This is a genomic window from Affinibrenneria salicis, assembly GCF_008710095.1.
This window is the reverse complement of sequence record NZ_VYKJ01000013.1, coordinates 16,990-36,183: the sequence shown is the minus strand read 5'-3', so window position 1 is coordinate 36,183 and position 19,194 is coordinate 16,990. Positions and strand designations below refer to the sequence as shown.

Genomic DNA, 19,194 nt, shown 5'->3' with positions numbered 1-19,194 from the left:
TTAAATATCGCCTGCCCGAGCGGAGCGATGGCGCGCAGGGATTATTCCGCGCCCTGGCGCATGTCCGCCCATTGACTATCGGAGGTTTAACCTGAGAAAAATGACCGGTTCGGATAAAACAACGGCGCGGCTTTGCAGGGATGCCATTATCGGGGTGTTGCGCGCGTCGATGGCGGCGCTGCGCCAGACGGTTACTTCCAATACCGAAATCGTGCTGCATGATTTAACCCGGCCTGAAGCTTCGGTAATCGACATTATCAACGGCCACGTGAGCGACCGGCAGGTCGGCGACGCCCTGTTGTCAGGGCCGGATAACGATAACGGCTTTGCGGGTTTGACGGATAAATCGGGCGGCGCGACGGGAAGCCGAGTATTCAGCGATTATTATACCAAAACCCACGCCGGCAAAAGGCTCAACAGTTCGTCAACTCTCTATTACGATGAGCATGGCAACGCCATTGTCGCCTTTTGCATTAACGTCGATATGCAGCCGTTTTGCCAACTGAAGCGCGATCTGGACCAACTGGCCGGCCGCGGAAGTAAGCCAGAGCCGGCGACGCGCGACTTTAGCCATGTCGTGGAACAAACTATTCAACAGATTATCTCAAGCGTTAATCCTGACCATGGCACAAATAAAAAACAGCGGCGCATGCGGCTGGTGGCGGAAATGAACGCGCGGGGCATATTTAAAATGAAAGGCGGGGTTAATTTCGCGGCGAAAGCGCTCGGGGTTACGCGTTATACAATCTATAACTATCTGGATACCATCAATGATGCCTGAGCAAAATAAACCGATCCCTTTTTATCAGGTGGACGCCTTTACCGACACGCTGTTCGAAGGCAATCCGGCCGGCGTGTGTCCGCTGAATGAGTGGCCGTCCGACGAACTGTTGCAGAACATCGCTAAGGAAAATAATCTCTCCGAGACCGCTTTCCTGGTAAAAACGGATACAGACTATGCGCTGCGCTGGTTTACTCCGGCGGTAGAGGTCGATCTTTGCGGTCATGCCACGCTGGCGGCGGCCTGGGTGTTATTTAATAAATTGGCCTATCCGGGGGCGGAAATTCGCTTTGCCACGCGCAGCGGCACGCTGACCGTCAGCCGGCACAACGACGAGCTATGTATGGATTTCCCGGCCAGACGGATCGAGCCGATAGCCGAGCCGGCGGGACTGCTTGCCGCTCTGGGTATTCAGCACGGCGTGGAGGGGATCTGGAAATCGGACGATATCGTCGTCGTCGTTAACGATAAAACAATCATTGACCGGCTGACGCCGGATTTTAACCGATTAGCCTTGATAGATACCCGCGGCGTCGCGGTGACGGCCCGTGACGATCAATACGATTTTATCTCCCGCTGGTTCGGATCGCAGGTCGGCGTTAATGAAGATCCGGTGACGGGCTCCGCCCACACCTTTCTTGCGCCGCTGTGGGCTGAACGGCTGGGCAAAAAAACGCTGCGCGCCCGGCAGGGAGGAAAGCGTAAAGGCACGCTGCGCTGCACAGTGCTGGACAACGGCCGGGTGGCGCTGTACGGGCAAGCGGTATTAGCCATTGAGGGCCGGATAATGCGCTAAAGCGCTCGCCGGCCGGCAGTTGATAATAAATAAAGCGGCCGGCGTGCCCCCCCCGTGCGGATGGAAAAACAGCCGGCCGCCTGCGCAAACCGCGCGAATTATACCAGCGCCGTCGGTGGTCGATTTAATTCTTCCACGCGCCAGGCAAAATAATTATTTTGCTGCAGCGTGGCCAGACCGTACAGCCTTTCACGGATCATAGAGGCCCCCATCATCCCTTCCTGATAGAAAAGATAGACCGCCAGCATGTAATCATGAATAAACGCATCGAGCGAAGGAAAGTTTTCCTCTATCAGCTGCGCCAGCGTGTTTTTTAAGGCGTCCCACTCTTCCTGCGTAAGCAAGCCGAGGGTCATGCCCGTTCTCATTAATAAAGCCGCTCGCTGCAGGTTAAAAGCGGCGTTAATATTGGTCATATCGCTCACCGGCGTGATTTCAGCGCCCGCGCTGGCCGCCAGACGATATAAATGCGAAAGCTGTTGCTGGTAATCAGTATGGTGCGTTTTCTCGTAGCTTTCTTCATCCAGCAGGGAATAAATGAAATGCTTCAACTGATCGCTGGTTTTAATATCATAGCTACCCAACAAAGAATTTCTAATAAGATCAACACTATCGGGATTGGTCAGATCGCACTCTTCTATGCTATTAATAAAATTAGGGTGATTTGTGTTTTTACCGTTGCCGGCGGCGGTGATGGAATACAGCCCGCTGATCTTTATCAGCAAAGCATCTTTCTCATCCCGGCACGGGTACTTCACATTTTTGTTAATCCCTTCGGTGATTTTATTATTCTCTTTTTTTGTCGTAATGACAAAAATCGCTTTTGCGCCAGTCTTGCATAATGCAATAGCCAGAATAGACAGAAAACAATAAAAAAACAGTGTGTATACCCCAGATATATCATTATGAAAATATTTATTCGTCAGCGCACACAGCCATTTTATGGCTATCAGCATAACCGATATAAACAGAATGCCACGCAATAAATTTATAATATCTTTATAAAAAAACTTAAACATCTCCAGCCTCTATCATCTTAAGAATTCGGGGCAGCCAGCGGCAAACGATGGTATCCCGATACGCTTACATAAGTAAATGATTCGGATAAACGCATAATTCCAACGCCTCCAGCCCAACGCATCCCGTGCGCCTGCAACTTAAAGCGCGATAATTATATCTATTATTTGAAATATATGCGCGCTCATTATATCGCCGCCATGCTTCAACCTCGCTCATTAATACGCCCCATACCCGGGCCTCCCCGCGCGAACGCGGTCCAAAGCGACGACGCTTTGCGTCGTGCCTCGAATGAGTATCGGCACGTTTAATTAACACTTCAATAAACCACGCCATAGAGCGACCTTCAGCGCTTTGCCGCCCACTCTCACCACGGGCGGAGGGGCGACAGTCTGGCGCTGCTCCGCCGCATTTACTGCATTTGACTGAATCCGCTTATTTTGATGGCCGATCATATATTTTAAATACTTATAAAACCCGACGAATTCGCGATCCGTCACAGAACGCGCTGATGGTTACTGTTGTGTAAAAGATGAACACATTACTTTTAACAATGTTCGCACATATAAGAGCAAATAAGTCCGGACGTTTAGGGTGAGGGCCGTGGCGGTTCTGCATCTGATGGCCCCTCACGGACTAGCCATTTTTTATCAGACCGAGGTTCATTATGCCAATCAGCCCCGTTGCTGACTCATCGAATGCTGGCAATGCCTTGAGCATTACCGCACTGCTGCCCCTCGTTTCCCGCTCCGCACGCGTCGTGGACCAGATTATTGACAGCGATATCGCGCGGGCCGACGCCAGGACCGACGCGCTTAGCCGGCAAACCGTCAGTATCATCGCCTGCGCTACCGTCGTTTCCGGTCGGTCATGATGGAGGATAACCTAATGAATAATCAAAAAATTTCAGGCCTGACCAAACGAACGCCGTGGTATCGGCGTCTGGGAACCCAGGTCTTCATTGCGCTCATACTGGGGATTGTGACAGGCTTTATTTTTCCGTCATTCGCCACCCAGTTCCGGCTACTGGGCGATATGTTCCTGAATCTGATCAAGGCGGGCGTCGCGCCGCTGGTTTTTCTGACCATCGTGCACGGCATTGCCTCCGCAGGCGACGCCCGCAGCGCCGGACGCGTAGGCTGGCGCGCCTTCGTCTACTTCGAAGTGGTTTCGACCTTCGCGCTGGTCCTGGGGCTGATGGCGGGCAACGTCATCAAGATCGGCAGCGGCATGTCGCCGCAGGCAAACGGCACGCCCGCGCTGGAGATCCAGCAGCCGGCCTCGACGCCGGGTTTCTCCGAATTTCTGCTGCACATCGTGCCGGATAACTTTATCGGCGCCTTTGCCAAGGGAGAGCTGCTGCAGGTGGTGGTGCTGGCGATCATGGTGGGGATAGGCATCCTCGCTATCCCGGCCGGACGGCGTCAGCGAGTCAATGATAGTCTGGATATGATATCTGAAATACTGTTCGCCTTTATCAACCTGGTGATGAAGCTCGCGCCGCTGGGCACCTTCGGCGCGGTCGCCTACTCGGTCGGCAGCAACGGCTCTAACGTACTGCTTGCTCTGGCGGAGCTGGTGCTGGTGTTCTACGCGGTGATAGCGCTTTTCGTCATCCTCGGTATGGGGCTGGTCGCAAAGCTGTCCGGGTTCAGCATATGGCGCTTCCTGCGCTATATAAAGGATGAGCTGATCATCGTGCTCGGCACCGCCTCCTCCGAAAGCGTGTTGCCGCGCCTGCTGATCAAGCTCGAACGACTGGGCTGCGCCAAACAGACCGTAGGCCTGGTGCTGCCGACCGGCTACGCCTTTAACCTTGACGGCACCTCCATCTTCATGTCGATGGGCGTGATGTTTTTGTCGCATGCCTACGGCGTGCCGCTGTCGCTGGAAACGCAGATCGGCATCCTGCTGCTGATGCTGCTAACCTCCAAAGGCGCCGCGACGGTCTCCGGCGGCTCGTTCGTGGTGTTCGCCGCTACCGTGACCTCGACCGGCATCCTGCCCGTCGAAGGGCTGGCGCTGATTTTTGGCGTATATCGCTTTATGTCCATGGCGATCGCCGCCTGCAACACCGTCGGCAACGGCGTGGCTACCCTGGTGGTCGCCAAATGGTCGGACACTTTCGACGCCAGCCGGGCCGAGCGACATCTCTACCCGGAGCGCTATCCCGAAACGGCGCTGGAAGACGAAGCGCTGGATAACGGCGAAATACTGCCCGAGCATCAGGAGTCAGATTCGCCGCCCCCCCGCTCCTGACCAACGCAGAGCGCGCATAGTCCCTGCGCGCGGTCTGCGACATCCTGCCGTTCGCCCTCGCCGGCCCCGTAAACGGCCGGCCGGCCGATCTGGCCATATGGTTAAAAAAGGTCGGAATCAGCTTACGGCGATGATAAAGCATTTGCCCGTCATCGAAATAAACACATGACTATTCCATAAACACGCCACGCAGCGGCGGGAAGATTCGCTAAATCCCATTGAGACAAATACGCAACACCGTGCGGCCGCATTCAACCAAATCTGCGGCGGGAAACGGCATAGGTATTTCCCGCTCGACCGGTTGATTCCGCAAGCGGGGCAAAACGCCGCGCGGGTTATCGCGGCCATTATTGCGGACCGGGTCGGCGCGGCCGGCAAGGGGGCATCACCTTAGGATAACTTGCCCTTCAACAGACCCAGCTCAACGGTGGCCCACGCCGACAAACCTGCGGCGGGAATCAGAAAAAAGAGATAGACATGCCATACGCTTTGCAGACCCAGCCTTTTCATCCCCTCCGGGGAGAAATAAGAAGGCCATGTATTGATCTCAAGCATTGCCTGCTTATACACGTTATAGAAGCGCACTCCATCCAGTTCAGCCAAACTCCACAATGGCGTCAGGGCACGAGGAAACACGTACTCCGGCGAATAAAGCCAGTTGCCTGGCGGAATGCTGATGCCGATGCTGGAAGACACCGAGAAAGGATGATACAGGTTGAACACCCAATGACCGAGATGCAACAAAACGGGCACCACAATCATGGGAATCACCAGCCATACGGGGCGTTCCCGATCACGCAGCCTGCGCACCGAAATCGAGAGCACGGACAGGACCAGTAATATCGTCAGAGGCAGAGTGAAAACAATGAACTCCCAGAGCTGGGTAATGTTTGTTTTGCCAATTTGCACGGAAAATGCGGGCTTCCACAACGGGGGAGAAATATTCAAAGCGAAAAACAGGAAGTTTGCCAGATACGGAAGAACGTTCATGGTCACGATAAACAACGCGACGATCGTAATCGTTCTCCACCAGTAACCCGTTCTGTCAAGCTTTTCAGCGGTATCGAAAAACGACGCTTTAATAGATGAAATCATGGATTATCCGTGATCCTTACGGTTCTTAAAATAAAACAGGCGCCGGAACCCAAACAAAGTTCAACCTGCAACAAAGCGATAACTATGAATGCCATGCGTCAGAAACGCAAGAATCCAAAGAGGGGTTCAGCGCCAAAAGATCAAGCCGCCATTTTGGGCAGGTCATTATTCGGTTTCTGACTTTCGGCACATACGGTATTAACAGACGATCGCACTCACCGGCGCGAAATATCCGCAGATAAAGGAGACCCCGCCACCGATCGATTTCGGCGCATTACGCCGGGAAATCAGGCCGAACCCAAGCTGGTGATATTTCATACAAATTAGCTCATCAACACGTCCACAGGGCGACGACCGGTTGAAGTAACCGGGATGGCCTTTTCCTCAATATACTGACTATTTCGTTGCCGGCCTGCCCCGCCTGCATTCGTCAGACAAGTTGCCCCCTGCATCGCTCGAATACGTCATTTAATTCGTCGATGATCCGGTTCAGCCAGAGTGAGACAGACTAAATAGCTTCGCATAATAGCGCCACGCTTGCAGGACATGACATTCCACCAGTACCGGCCCCGCCCGATGAGCGGTGGAGCATAAATATGCGAAGTTATTTAATACGCCGCGCTTATTATTTTATTTGCTTACGCCCGGTTCACGCTTTCTTTTAACTCGCGAGTGATTTTGATATAAACAGAGCCGCCTACCAACAGCACGACCAAAGACACGACACTGATTGATATTGTAATTGCAGTTAAGTACCCCTGGACTAATGCAAATGAATAGATGGCGCCAGTAAATGCCGTTCCTAACGCAGCGCACCCCTGCTGCACGGTTACTAATGCGCTACTCGCTTCACTGGCATGGTGTTTCCCCACTCGCGATAATGCAATCCTGTAAGCCGACGTTAATCTAATCGAGTCGCCTAAACCTACAGCGCCGGTGGCTATCCATAAATCATAAAATTTCAAATCATAATTGAAATTATAAAATAAAAAGACGGTTGCTAAAAATCCGACGACTGAAAGAATCGACCCCAGAGCAAAAGATTTAGGGTCGCCAATCCGTTGACTTAATGGTTTACTTATCAATGAACCTATAAAAAACATGACGCCGAGTGCAATAAATGAGTTCCCTGATTCAAACGGCGCGAACCCTATTGCGCTTTGTAAGCATAGAGCGGTAACAAACAGGTAGCCAGGATAGGTAAATGTTACGGTCATTTCACTTATAAACCCATTAATAACCATGGGTGTTTTAAACAAGGATGGCGGTAAGATTGGCTTACGCCCGGCAAGTTCATGTGACTTTTCCACCCGCCACAACAACAGGCCGCAAGGCACCGCGCCCGGTAACAGCCACCATAGTTCAGGCCAGCGCTTTGCTAAAGAGACGGGTATCATGACCAATAACAGACACAAAATAAATAATACGATCCCCCTGACATCCATATGCTGTTGAGTTTCGTCTGATTTAGTTTCAGGGATAACAAAATAACCCAATATAAATATAACGAGGCAAACAGGAACGTTCATAAAAAAAGCAATTCGCCAGCCTAAATTCCACAAGTTTGCTGAAACCAACCAGCCTCCGACCATCTGGCCGATAACGACAGAAAGGCCGGCAATGGAGGTATAAATGCCTACCGCATTACGATGGCGATCACCGTCCAATGTCGTGTGAATCGTCGCCAGTATTTGCGGCATCAGAAGTGCGGCAAAAAAACCCTGGAATACTCGCCCGGCAAGCATAGAGATAATATCCGTGGCGAATCCACAAATTGCCGAAGCGATACAAAATCCTATAATGCCGATCATAAACAACCGTTTTCTTCCGTACTTATCGCCCAGTCGACTCCCGGTAGCAATTAACGCGGCAAAAATTAAACCATATAGCGCAACAATCAAAACCAGTCCTGTTTCATCTGTTTTTAATGCTTTGCCTATTACGTCAAGTGCGACATTAACTATTGAAAAATCTAATTGAGGCAATACCTGCCCCGCGACAAGGAGCAGTACCCCAAACGCCGAGAGTTCTTTGCTTTTATTTTTGCTTAACATTTATTTAGATCCACGTTGGATATATTTAATGAGCTTTGGTAATAACGGGTATACAAACTCCAGAACAGTGTTCCGCTGATCATCCTCCTTTACACAACGCCTCTCTGAATTTCACGCCTTCGATAGCATCCGCCAGTGGTTTAAATGCTTTTCTCTTCGCCTGTTTCCTTCAGCTTGATCCTATGCGCGGGAACAGGTTAGATGCGTATAAATGATAAACCGCGTTGTTACGGTCAGGTAAATTGGGCAATAAGTGGTGGCATTTCCCTTCCTCACCGCGTTGTTCCGGCCGCGCTCCACAGCCAGTGAACAACCAGCGCCGCGGGGAATGCGGCACCGATAAGGCAGACTCCCGGCCAACCATGGTGGGCATAACCCAGGCTGGCGAGCGCCGTTCCCAGCGACATGCCGACGAACCCCGACGTGACAAAAACCGCAGTAATGCGCGAACGTATTTCGGGCGCAAGGCGATACAGCACCGACTGATGTGTGACCTGCAGACCCTGGGCGGCCACATCCGCCATGAAAATACCGATGATCAGCCAGACCATGGCATCGGTCGCGATAGCCAGCAGGCTCCAGGATACCAGTAGCAGCACGGAGAAAGCGCCGGTCATCATCTGTGCCAATCCCCGATCACCGAGTCGTCCGGCAAAATTGGCCGATAGCGCGCCAGCCGCGCCAAGCAACCCGAACAGCCCCACGGTTTCCGTGGAATAACGGTAAGGCGGATCGGTCAACAGGAAGGTCAGCCCTGTCCACATCGCACTGAAACCGCCCAGCCCCAACAGCGCATAGAGCGAGCGGCGACGCAGTTCCGGCTCGGCATGCAGCAGGCCGGCCAGAGAGCGCAGCAGTCGTCCATACCGGACTGTCGGCCGCGGCGGATCAGGCTGCATCGCCCCGCGCAAGGCGATGCCCAGCATGGCTACGACCACGGCGGCCAGCACATAGATGGCGCGCCAGCCGGCCCAGACCGACACAAAGCCGGAGACGGTGCGGGCCAACAGAATGCCAAGCAGCAAACCTGTCATAACCTGGCCGGTGCGCCGACCACGTTCGGCATCGCTGGCATGGGACGCGACATACGGGATAACCACCATCGTCGCGCTAGAGGTCATGCCGAACGCCAGACTCGCGGCGGCCAGCATCATGAAGCCCGGACTGGCGGCGGCCGCCAGAAGCGCGGCGACACACACGGCCAACATGATCGACGTCAGCCTGCGTCGGTCCATGCCATCCCCAAGAGGGACGATAAGCAAGACGCCAATGCCATAGCCCAATTGAGTCAGGGTCACGAGCAGCCCGGCCTGGGTCGCCTGGCGACCGAAACTGTGTCCAATCTCGGCCAGTAGTGGTTGCGCGTAATAAAGATTGGCGACCATGGCCCCTATCGCAGCGGCGAACAGAACCATTCTGCCCGCTGTCAGTGCAGGTTTCATTTCATGCGTAGACTCGTTCATAATGTCCATTTATGGTTTTATAAACGCCTGATTAGGCAAAAAGATTCGATGGCATTCCATTTGGCAAGATCGGGCGCCGAGGGAGGGGACGAGACAAGCCGGAGATTGTTAGTGAGATATCCTTTGCAACCTGGCAACGGCGCGCATGCCTTATAGAAGCCGTGGACATTATGACCGTTGTTTTATACCGTACAAGTAACAGGTTAGATACGTATAAATTGTATAGGGTAAAAATGAATCAAGATAACCTAAAGTTGGTGGGTGATTTCTTACGGGCAAAAAGAGAAAGTATTGCTCCTGAAACAATGGGACTGACAAAGCCAACCCGAACCAGAACCACGGGTTTGAGAAGGGATGACGTAGCTTATTTTTCAGGCATTAGTACCGTTTGGTATAGTAAAATAGAGCGCGGCCAGGCGACGGGTATCTCAGCGCAAGTCCTTATATCCATTTCGAAAACATTGCGACTGACTAAAGCGGAATACGAATATTTATGCAATTTAATTTCACCACAGTCAAGAAGTCACAAAGATCCTTGCTGTACAATTTCCGGTCACACATCTCAATTACTATTACAGCTAAATCCATTACCCTCACTATTACAGAATGATTATTTAGATATTATCACCTGTAATAAGGCATTTAGCCTGATGATTGGTTTTAGTATCGACGACCTTCCCTTTACCGAAAAAAATTACCTTTACCTGACGATTAACAACCCGGCCTGGCGAAAATTCTTATGTATCGATAATGACGAAAAATTAGCGCGGCAAATAACCAGAATGGCGGGTTTCCTCAGGGATACTTTGGCCAAACAACCTGACGACGAGATACTGAAAAAAAAAGTGGGTAGTTTTAGAAAATTATCGACTGTTTTTGATAAAGCCTGGGCAGAGAATACCGTGCTTCAGCCAGAGGAACTGTCATATGTATATAAGCATGCTGGACTGGGTAACATATTATTAGATAAACAGCTATGGTGGAACTTCGGTGACGATTCCAGCAGCAGATTAAATATTTACTATCCTCAACACGAGGTCGATCGCCAACGTTTATTGGAAATAATGCAATAGTATAAATAATTTCGCACATTGATGCTCCACTTCTTATCGTGCGAAGCCAGTACTGGTGGGATGTCATGTCCTGCAAGCGTAGCGCTATTATGCGAAGCTATTTATATAACTGATTTCCGGGGCTCGGGGGGGATCATGCGAGGCGGGATGTCGGGAGAGATATCCGGGAGCGCGGTCTGGCAGACCGGGGCCGTCCTCGCAGGGAGAGGCCGTATACCTGCAATGATGATCTGGCGCGCAAGATCATCGCGCCAAAGCGGCAAGGTCGCGCCACCCTGTTCTGCCGATCGCGATGGCGGCGCTGTTCGCCGGCCGGTCTGCCGACGAGCTTCGATGAGCTTGCCGGCGGCGAGGTGTAGGCCTTGCCCGGGCAGGAGGACGCGCCACAAACCACACGCCTCCTCATCGACCGTTTTCCCGACGCCTTTTCGCACTGCATCGGCTCAAGATTCGGGCAGCGGAGCGGCAATGTCCACATACAACAGGTGGGATTAACCAGCAAAATTGCGTCTATGTCTCTCAGCCCATCTTCCCGCCGGCGCATCATTCCCGGGACAGTGGCCCCGGACATTCAACAGCACGAAGAGCGGAGGCTAAAGCAAAATAGCTTCGCATAATAGCGCGACACGTGCCCGGCAGGTTAAGTGACAACGGGATTATAATAAAATCATAATAGACTGTTTTTAATAGCTATTTAAGGGCGTATTCCTTAACCGCCCTGCATACCAAAAAGTGATGAAGTAATCATTTCCGAAATATGATTTTGGCTTGAGTATTGAGCATTTTTAGGAATGTTTTATCGCTTAAAAGCGTTTTTTGCACAGTTATAACAATGCTGATCTGTACAAAAAACAGTTACGGCACACACCCTAATACGCTTATCATCAGTTACGCGCTGTGGCATGGTCAAAAATGAAGCATCAATGCGCGAAGCTATTTAGGCTGTGACCCTCAATTATTTGACCGATGTAAAATCGCACACCCCTGACAGGGCTCAGCAGTAAAAACTGCACAAAAAAATCAAAAAACAAATAAAATCAATACATTTTTCTCATCGTCAGTTAGCGGAAATGAATGGCGGGACACAGCTTAAGGGCCGTCAGACAACGACGGCGCTTTTTTCCTCGTTGAATATCCGAAAACCCCATGGCCCCAAAGCGCACTTTCAGTCCCGATCTGAATAAATGGGCTGAAGCCCGATTATTTCAACGTTAAGCGAGTATTTTCGCGGCGTTATATTCCAATGCATCAAGTTAAAAGTATTGACCGCGTCATCAGGCATGACGTATCGAAATTCGACAAGCCCTGAACACATCACTTGCATCATGTCAAAACGGATTCAGCCGAATGAGCCGGCGTGAGCCTTTATTACCTGAAAGCTCACGACTGAGTTACTCAAGCCTGCGTTGCGGACATTTGCTGAAGCCATGCCCAGTCCGTTCATCGCTTCATAACCGACGTGCCCCGGCAATAAGCCGTTTTGTACCAGCAGCGAACACTGCTAACATCGGGGTATACTTATCCACGGGGAGCGGGTTACGTTGTCAAAACAGCCATCTAATATAGATCGCGGCGGTCAGGACAAGATATTAGATGCTTTTCTTCCCCGCATTACTGCAGACTAAACGGAAAAGAAACGAGGTTGGAATGATGTACAAAGTAGAACAGATTGGCTCTTTGCTCCGGCCGGAATGGTTGAAAGAGGCGCGCAAGCGTTTCGAGGCGGGCGAAATCTCAGCGACGGAGTTCAAACGTGTCGAGGATCGCGCCGTGCGCGAGGCAGTCGCAGTTCAGGAAGCTGCCGGCATGGAGGTAGTGACCGACGGCGAGCAGCGTCGATCGATGTTCTTCTCCTGGTTTTTTGATGCGCTGTCGGGTTTTGACCTTACGGCGTCGTCCAATTTTCCTGGACTGGAATGGCGTGGCCTGAAAGGTACAGCGCAGACCACGAACGCGAAAACGCCCGTTGTGCCGGTAGTTACCCGCAAGCTCGCGCGCAAGAAGGCCGTATCGGTCGAAGAGTTCACCTTTCTTCGTGCTATCACCGACCGGCCCAAGAAGATCACGCTGCCCTCGCCGCTCCTCGCATGGTCGTTCTGGTCCGCGTCTCATTCAGCGGCGGCCTATCCCGATATATTCGACCTTTTTCATGACGTGGCCAGACTGCTTCGGGAAGAAATCGAAGAGTTGCGTGCTCTGGGTTGCGAATATGTGCAGATCGACGCGCCGGAACTGGCTATTCTAATCGACCCATTGTTAAGGGAAGGAGTGAAGGCTCAGACGGGCATTGATACTGAGCGCTTACTCAAAGAGGGTATTGCCTGCATCGACGAGGTGGTAAACGGTCTGGAAGGGATAACAACCTGCTTGCATATATGTCGCGGCAACAATGCAGGACAGTTCTATGCCGAGGGCGGCTATGAGAGCATCGCCGAGGCGCTGTTCAAAGGGGCGCGGAGTTTCGACCTTTATTCTCTGGAATACGACGACCCTCGCTCCGGGAGCTTTGAACCGCTGGCGCTGGTTCCCAGGGGCAAAGGGGTTATCCTTGGATTAATTTCTACCAAGCGGCCGGATATTGAAGCAAAAGATCTGCTGAAAGCGCGAATTGATGAGGCGACCCGTTTTATACCGCGCGAACAGATCGGTCTCTCACCTCAATGCGGCTTTGCCTCGACCTGGGAAGGCAATCCGTTAACCACTGCAGATCAGGCCAAAAAGCTGCAGCTGGTACGCGAGGTGGCGGAAGAGGCGCTGCAGGCGCCTTCGCGTGAGTCCGCCCCGGACTGACGTATGGTCGAGGGCTAAATGGGGCGAGCATTCTCGTGCATGCGGGCTATCTCTTCCATCCCCTTTTTCAGCCTATAGAATGTAACAATTTCAATAGGCTGTTTGCGCTTGCGGCTCAGGCATTATTCGGTGTTCACCGCAGAAGGTGGGCATCGTTTTCCTCCGTGGTCAGAACACAATCATCGGCCCCCCACGTAAGAGACAGGGCTACAGGCACCGAAAGCATTCGCCTGCCCGACGGACATCCGCAAGGTGATTACACAACCAATGCCATCGAATCACTAAACAGCGCGCATGCCGTCAAAAATCGCAAAGAGTCGCCAACGGCTGACTCACTGAGACAAGCAGCGTGGCTGGCAATACAGGCGGCACCACAAAGCACCACAAAATAGACGATGCCGCTAAGGGACTGACAAATGGCGATGAGCCGCTTTATTATCGAGCCGGATGATCGCCTGGACGGTCACTTCAGAGAAAGGTATTTGCGCATAATTATATACAGGGTCGGTGGTGCGGGCCTGCCGGGCGACGGCATCGGTTAACGCCATAGGGGTTGCCTCTTTCAAGGTTGAAGAGAGGTGTATCGCGCACAGGGAAGCGACTCAGCAAACAATCCGCATCGATAACGCACCCGATTTTCTGGTACTAATTTGTGTACTACTTCGGCGTGGCTGACGGTGGATTTCGCTGGATACTCAACAGAGCGATTACCCTGTTGAATCAGAGAGCTACAGACTTTTGTGGCTGTCTATAGAACAAGAATTGGAGCGGGAAACGAGACTCGAACTCGCGACCCCGACCTTGGCAAGGTCGTGCTCTACCAACTGAGCTATTCCCGCATCCGGCTAAACTAACTAACCGTTATTTTTCATGGTCAGCATGCTGCCGTTGATGCGGTGCATTCTACTGACCTGACGCATTGAGTCAATAAAATTATCGACTCGTTGCGTTCGTTTGCCGATTTTTACGGCGTCTCGATCAAGGTTCAAACAGATCGTTGCGCGCCGCGTTCAGATACTGAAACATTGACCAGAAGGTCAATACCGCCGCGATATACAGCGCAATCACCCCCGCGCCCTCAACCAGCGGCTCCGGACGCCACAGCAAGGCGACCAGCGCCAGCATTTGCGCAGTGGTCTTCACTTTACCGATCCAGGAAACGGCCACGCTGCTGCGTTTACCGATTTCCGCCATCCATTCTCGCAAGGCGGAAATAATAATTTCGCGCGCAATCATAGTGGCGGCGGGCAGCGTGATCCACCAGGCATGGTAATGTTCGGCCACCAGCACCAGCGCGATCGCCACCATAACCTTATCCGCTACCGGGTCAAGAAAAGCGCCGAAGCGGGTCGTCTGCTTCAGACGGCGGGCCAGGAAACCATCGAACCAGTCCGTTACCGCAGCAAAAACAAAAATAATGGCGCATACCGCAGGCGCCCAGACGAACGGCAGATAAAACGCCAGGACGAAAAACGGTATTAAAACCACACGAAACAAGGTAATCCACGTCGGTATATTAAATTGCATAGCGCTAAGGTAACTGTCTGGCTGGAGTGGAAAATAATGAGTATGTTGCTACATCGCGCTTAGTGTTTCAACGCATAGAAGATTTTTTCTGCTAATGCGTGTGAAATGCCCGGCACTTTTGCAATTTCCTCAACGCTGGCGTTCTGTAACGGTTGCAGTCCGCCCATATATTTGAGCAGCGTTTGCCGCCGCTTCGGACCTACGCCTTCAATGAATTCTAGCGTACTGGTGCTCTTAACTTTAGCTCTTTTGTGGCGATGCCCGCTAATCGCGTGATTATGGGAGTCGTCGCGTATATGCTGAATCACGTGCAGCGCGGGCGAATCCGGCGGCAGCGCCACCCCCTCGCCCGTCGCTTCAAAAAACAACGTCTCCAGCCCGGCTTTACGATCGCTGCCTTTCGCCACGCCTAACAGCAGCGGCCGGCTTTTATCCCAGGGAACGTCCAGCGCATCAAAAACCGCCTTCGCCTGCCCCAGTTGCCCTTTGCCGCCGTCAATAACAATCACGTCGGGAATTTTATTCTCATCCAGCGCTTTGCCGTAACGCCTTCTGAGCACCTGGGTCATAGCGGCATAATCGTCCCCGGGCGTAATGCCGGTAATATTATAACGGCGATATTCCGCGCGCAGCGGGCCGTTTTCATCAAAGACCACGCAGGAAGCGACCGTCTGTTCCCCCATGGTATGGCTGATATCAAAACACTCCATGCGCCTGACCGCCGTCAGATGCAGCACATCGGCCAGCGCCGTCAGCCGCTGCCGGATGGTCGTCTGTTGTGAAAGCCGGGTGTTCAACGCCGTGTGGGCATTCGTTCTGGCCAGTTTCAGATAGCGGGCGCGATCGCCGCGCGGCCGGGTCTGAATTTGCACCTTGCGCCCCGCCACCCCGGACAATGTATCAGACAACAGCGTCTTATCAGGTAAAGTGTAGTCCAGCAGAATCTCCGCCGGCAGCGTCCGGGCCTGACTCCCCTGCAGATAAAACTGCCCGACAAAGGTCTGCACCACTTCTCCGCTTTCGGTATCACCCGGCACTTTGGGAAAATAGCTACGGCTGCCCAGCACCTTCCCCTGACGAATGAACAAAACGTGAATACAGGCCATGCCGGCTTCAAAAGCCACCCCGATAACATCCAAATCCTCGCTGTCGCCGGAGACAAACTGCTTCTCGGTTACGCGACGCACCGCCTGGATCTGATCGCGGATATGCGCGGCCTCTTCAAATTTAAGCTGGCGACTGGCTGCTTCCATCCGGGCAATCAACTGATTGAGCACCTGCTGATCCTTACCTGACAGAAACAGGCGAACATAATCCACCTGCTGGCGATAGTCATCTTCGCTCACCAGTCCGCTGACGCAGGGGCCGAGACAACGCCCAATCTGGTATTGCAGGCACGGGCGCGAACGATTGCGATAAACGCTATTTTCGCACTGACGCACAGGAAACAGTTTTTGCAGCAAAATTAACGTTTCGCGCACCGCGTTGCCGTTAGGGAAAGGACCAAAATACTCGCCTTTGGCATGTTTTGCGCCCCGATGCACCGCAAGGCGCGGATGCCGATCGCCGCTGAGGAAAATCATCGGATAGGACTTGTCATCACGCAGCAACACGTTATAACGCGGCTGGTAAAGCTTGATGTAGTTGTGCTCCAGCAGTAACGCTTCGGTTTCGGTATGGGTAACGGTTACATCGATTTGCGCAATATTTTTAACCAGCGCCTCGGTTTTACGGCTGCCGACATGGCTGCGGAAATAACTGCTCAGACGTTTTTTGAGGTCTTTAGCCTTGCCAACGTAGATCACGGTATTGTCGGCATCGTACATACGGTAGACCCCAGGCTGGCTGGTCACCGTTTTAAGAAACGCCGCAGAATCAAAACGCTCACTCACTGCTTAACAACGTCTCCGCATTAAAAAGCCCGTACCGGATAGCCAGGTGAGTCAATTCGACATCGCCATGAATGTTCAGTTTATTGAACATCCGGTATCGGTAACTGTTCACCGTTTTCGGGCTCAAATTCAGTTGCTCTGAGATTTCGGTAACCTTCTGCCCTTTGGTGATCATTAGCATAATTTGCAGTTCACGTTCAGACAAGCAATCCAACGGGGTTTCCGCCTGTGGCACCAGTTGGCTCAGCGCCATCTGCTGAGCGATGTCGGACGCGATGTATCGTTTTCCCGCATGGACGGCCCGAATCGCGCATATAACCTCTTTCGGCGCCGCGCCCTTACTCAAATAGCCAAAAGCCCCAGCCTGCATAACCTTCGCCGGCAGCGGGTTTTCGGTATGAATAGTCAGCATGATAATCTTTATATCAGGAGAAAAACGTACAATCTTACGCGTAGCTTCAAGACCACCAATCCCAGGCATATTCATGTCCATAAGGATCACATCGACATGATGGTTGCGACACCATTTCACGGCTTCTTCGCCGCACTGCGCCTCACCGACTACCCTGAGACCTTTGATATCATCAAGAATGCGCCGTATCCCTGCCCGCACCAGTTCATGGTCATCAACAAGAAAAACGCTTATCAAAGAACATTCTCCAAAAAAAGGAAGGTATCATATGCAGAATTAACTTCTGCGTATGATACGCGACAACGTCAAAAATAGTGAATTCATTATCAGGGAAAGTCTATATTTTTACGGCTCCGCGGGAAAGATAATCCCTGCAGAAAACGTTAATAATAGCAATCTCCCCGGGGAGAAAAGACACATATCGATCACATATTTAAAACACCACTCCTACAAATCTTACCGGCAGCGTTGGCGAAACGCGATTCCTCTATTTATGTTACATATTTGCCGCACATAAAGTTTATCGGCTGTCAACACAAAATTAATTAACAAGCGGCCGACAACGTCGTCATTAATGCACGCCGGTTACCGTCCATACTCGCTGAATAGCCGGACGGTCATCCGCCAGAAAATACCACCAGCCGCACTGGCGGATAAAGGAAATTATATCCGATCAGGATAATCACGGGATCATCATAAAAACTTAGCGCACATCCGGCCGAAGCGCAGCGCCAATACTGCCAACAGGCGCAAATTCTGCTATATTAGCAACGCAGAGCCTGATGCCTGCTGTTCTTTATTCCAGGAGAAAAAATGAGCCAAGTCGATTTTTCCACCAGCCCGTCTGAAGCTACGCTGGCGCACGAAGTTGCCTGCCTGAAGGCAACCCTTTCATTCATCCTCAAATACATCGGCCAGGCTGATGCCGGGAAAGTCATCATTAATATGGAAAAATATATTCCGCAAATTGAAGATCCGGCACAGGCTGAAGTTTTCACCAAAACCGTAAAACAAATCAAACACGCATATCGCCAGTAAATATAATAGCGCTGGCCATATCAGATTCTGATCAGCGCTATTATTTTTTATTTCGCCGGGGAGAAAATATCGGCGGATTGATTAGCATCGTTCCGTCAGTCAGATCCGCCCCGGCCTCCTCGCCCTTTTACCCGGTACGTCTCCCCCCGTCTTCCTTGCTATGCTACATTAAAGATTCCTCAGCGATTATCCCGTACGGAGAAAAAGAAATGGCGGTCAGGCATGCGCATCCTGATGAGGCGGAATCCCTCTGGAGGGTCAGAAATGAATCCATCAGGAGCAGTTGTAAAGAGATATATGATGATGAAACGATAGCCGCGTTTACTCCGGATCTCATGCCGGAAGGTTATCGGCGCGCGATTGCCGCCACACCGTTTTTTGTTATTGACGATCCGTTCACCCGGCAGCCCGTCGCAACCGGCTTTCTGGATATTGAGGCATGTAGCGTCGAGGCTATCTTTACCCTGCCGCAATACCAGCGTCGTGGGTTCGCCACCCAAATTCTGAACGCGATAAAAGCAGAGTCAAAACGGCGAGAAATACAAAAACTTTATCTGTCCTCCACGCCCAACGCCGTGCCTTTTTACCAAAAAAATGGATTTAACATACTGAAAATAAGCGAGTATTTTTCCGGCACGGCGAACAGAGCATTACGGTGCGTCGAGATGTCGGCCGATCTGGATTGAACACCGTTCAACCGGCGCGGGCGGGCGAAACCGCGCCGGTATTCCGACGAATTAGTTTGATGCTGTACAGGAAAAACAGTATATCAACACATCGAACGCTTAATTTTATTTACTTTTTCATCACGGTTAAATTAAACAACCACTATTTTTAACATCTGATTAATGATATATACGCTGAATAATCAGGGGCGGCAGTAAATCGGCAAACCGGGAACGAATTATCGGGAACGATCTGGAGCGTCGCTGTCGATAGCCCGACAAGAATGAGTCGAATAATTGAGATCACCCAACGCGCCTGCCGCCTGAAGTAT

15 protein-coding genes, 1 tRNA gene and 1 pseudogene are annotated in these 19,194 nt (G+C 51.8%); 9 read left to right on the top strand and 8 right to left on the bottom strand.

The features are described 5' to 3' along the window. Positions 1-100: 100 nt before the first annotated feature. Together FJU30_RS20680 and FJU30_RS20675 are read left to right on the top strand one after the other, a co-directional pair. Positions 101-781, top strand: a complete 681-nt coding sequence (locus FJU30_RS20680) for a helix-turn-helix transcriptional regulator (protein WP_150436869.1) — start codon at positions 101-103, stop codon at positions 779-781. Continuing rightward, positions 771-1,577, top strand: coding sequence for a PhzF family phenazine biosynthesis protein (locus tag FJU30_RS20675; RefSeq protein WP_223881656.1), 807 nt, complete (start codon positions 771-773; stop codon positions 1,575-1,577). Before FJU30_RS20680 ends, FJU30_RS20675 begins: the two co-directional genes overlap by 11 nt. 98 nt (positions 1,578-1,675) lie before the next feature. Here FJU30_RS20675 and FJU30_RS20670 read toward each other — a convergent pair whose 3' ends face one another. After that, complete coding sequence (locus tag FJU30_RS20670) at positions 1,676-2,596, bottom strand: DUF1266 domain-containing protein (RefSeq protein ID WP_150436868.1); 921 nt, start codon at positions 2,594-2,596, stop codon at positions 1,676-1,678. A gap of 710 nt (positions 2,597-3,306) precedes the next feature. On the opposite strand from FJU30_RS20670, the gene FJU30_RS26900 reads away from it, so the two are divergent. Together FJU30_RS26900 and FJU30_RS20665 are read left to right on the top strand one after the other, a co-directional pair. Then, positions 3,307-3,468, top strand: a complete 162-nt coding sequence (locus tag FJU30_RS26900) for a hypothetical protein (RefSeq protein WP_191091658.1) — start codon at positions 3,307-3,309, stop codon at positions 3,466-3,468. Between the two features lie 14 nt (positions 3,469-3,482). Next, on the top strand, positions 3,483-4,853 hold the full coding sequence (locus FJU30_RS20665) for a cation:dicarboxylate symporter family transporter (RefSeq protein ID WP_223881655.1): 1,371 nt from the start codon (positions 3,483-3,485) through the stop codon (positions 4,851-4,853). A 390-nt stretch (positions 4,854-5,243) separates the two neighbouring features. Here the strand turns inward: FJU30_RS20665 and FJU30_RS20660 are convergent, their stop codons facing one another. The 3 genes from FJU30_RS20660 to FJU30_RS20650 form a co-directional block, all read right to left on the bottom strand. Beyond that, positions 5,244-5,948: a DUF805 domain-containing protein gene (locus FJU30_RS20660; protein ID WP_150436866.1), complete on the bottom strand. Its 705-nt coding sequence runs from the start codon at positions 5,946-5,948 to the stop codon at positions 5,244-5,246. Between the two features lie 638 nt (positions 5,949-6,586). Continuing rightward, on the bottom strand, positions 6,587-8,002 hold the full coding sequence (locus tag FJU30_RS20655) for an MFS transporter (protein ID WP_150436865.1): 1,416 nt from the start codon (positions 8,000-8,002) through the stop codon (positions 6,587-6,589). A 272-nt stretch (positions 8,003-8,274) separates the two neighbouring features. Further along, positions 8,275-9,465, bottom strand: coding sequence for an MFS transporter (locus FJU30_RS20650; protein ID WP_150436864.1), 1,191 nt, complete (start codon positions 9,463-9,465; stop codon positions 8,275-8,277). Positions 9,466-9,698: 233 nt separating this feature from the next. On the opposite strand from FJU30_RS20650, the gene FJU30_RS20645 reads away from it, so the two are divergent. The 3 genes and pseudogenes from FJU30_RS20645 to FJU30_RS27285 form a co-directional block, all read left to right on the top strand. Continuing rightward, on the top strand, positions 9,699-10,538 hold the full coding sequence (locus tag FJU30_RS20645; protein WP_150436863.1) for a helix-turn-helix domain-containing protein: 840 nt from the start codon (positions 9,699-9,701) through the stop codon (positions 10,536-10,538). Between the two features lie 1,647 nt (positions 10,539-12,185). Then, positions 12,186-13,328, top strand: coding sequence for a cobalamin-independent methionine synthase II family protein (locus FJU30_RS20640; RefSeq protein WP_191091657.1), 1,143 nt, complete (start codon positions 12,186-12,188; stop codon positions 13,326-13,328). Between the two features lie 225 nt (positions 13,329-13,553). Then, a pseudogene (locus tag FJU30_RS27285) lies at positions 13,554-13,741 on the top strand (hypothetical protein); the annotation flags it as partial. A gap of 350 nt (positions 13,742-14,091) precedes the next feature. On the opposite strand, the gene FJU30_RS20635 reads toward FJU30_RS27285, so the two are convergent. The 4 genes from FJU30_RS20635 to uvrY all read right to left on the bottom strand — a co-directional run bounded on the left by FJU30_RS20635 (position 14,092) and on the right by uvrY (position 17,396). Then, positions 14,092-14,167: transfer RNA gene (locus FJU30_RS20635), tRNA-Gly, on the bottom strand. A 139-nt stretch (positions 14,168-14,306) separates the two neighbouring features. Continuing rightward, positions 14,307-14,855 (bottom strand): CDP-diacylglycerol--glycerol-3-phosphate 3-phosphatidyltransferase, encoded by a 549-nt coding sequence (gene pgsA, locus FJU30_RS20630; RefSeq protein WP_150436861.1) that lies wholly within the window; start codon positions 14,853-14,855, stop codon positions 14,307-14,309. 59 nt (positions 14,856-14,914) lie between these two features. Then, positions 14,915-16,747, bottom strand: coding sequence for an excinuclease ABC subunit UvrC (gene uvrC / locus FJU30_RS20625; protein WP_150436860.1), 1,833 nt, complete (start codon positions 16,745-16,747; stop codon positions 14,915-14,917). Beyond that, positions 16,740-17,396, bottom strand: a complete 657-nt coding sequence (gene uvrY / locus FJU30_RS20620) for a UvrY/SirA/GacA family response regulator transcription factor (RefSeq protein ID WP_150436859.1) — start codon at positions 17,394-17,396, stop codon at positions 16,740-16,742. Before uvrY ends, uvrC begins: the two co-directional genes overlap by 8 nt. 576 nt (positions 17,397-17,972) lie before the next feature. On the opposite strand from uvrY, the gene FJU30_RS20615 reads away from it, so the two are divergent. Next, positions 17,973-18,197: a DUF2594 family protein gene (locus tag FJU30_RS20615; RefSeq protein ID WP_150436858.1), complete on the top strand. Its 225-nt coding sequence runs from the start codon at positions 17,973-17,975 to the stop codon at positions 18,195-18,197. 209 nt (positions 18,198-18,406) lie between these two features. Next, positions 18,407-18,883, top strand: a complete 477-nt coding sequence (locus FJU30_RS20610; RefSeq protein ID WP_150436857.1) for a GNAT family N-acetyltransferase — start codon at positions 18,407-18,409, stop codon at positions 18,881-18,883. Positions 18,884-19,194: the final 311 nt, after the last annotated feature.